This window comes from Arthrobacter sp. Y3225116 (assembly GCF_059091245.1).
Genome location: NZ_JBNHGL010000568.1, coordinates 1 through 416, shown reverse-complemented (window position 1 = coordinate 416; position 416 = coordinate 1). Strand labels below are relative to the sequence as shown.

At 76.0% G+C, this 416-nt stretch carries 1 pseudogene; it reads left to right on the top strand.

What is annotated here, in order from left to right:
• Positions 1–416, top strand: a pseudogene (locus tag AC5RV2_RS18995) (exo-alpha-sialidase); the annotation flags it as partial.

Below are 416 nucleotides of genomic sequence, written 5' to 3'. Positions count from 1 at the left end.
TGCCTCGGACGCGATCACGCGGCTCGCCGCTGCCGGGCCGGGCACCGGCGTGCACGCCGGCCAGTTTGCCGGGCGGTTGCTGGTGCAGTTCGCGGTGATGGCCGAGGGCGCGGGCGCGGGGGCCGCCTCCTGCTACAGCGACGACCACGGGGACACCTGGACATTGGGAAAGCCGCTGCCCGCACAGGCCTCCAACCCGGCCGCGGGGGACGGCGGAAGTGCCGCCGTCTGCCTGGCCGACGGCCGCGTACTGCTGCACACCTGGGCTGCTCCCCGGCGGTGGGCCGCGGTCTCGGACGACGGTGGGCACAGCTACGGGCCGCTGCAACCGGTCGACGAACTGTCCGATCCCGGGAGCAGGGGCTCCCTGGTCCGCTTCGACGGGCTGCCGGCCGTGGGCGGGCTGGCCGCACCGG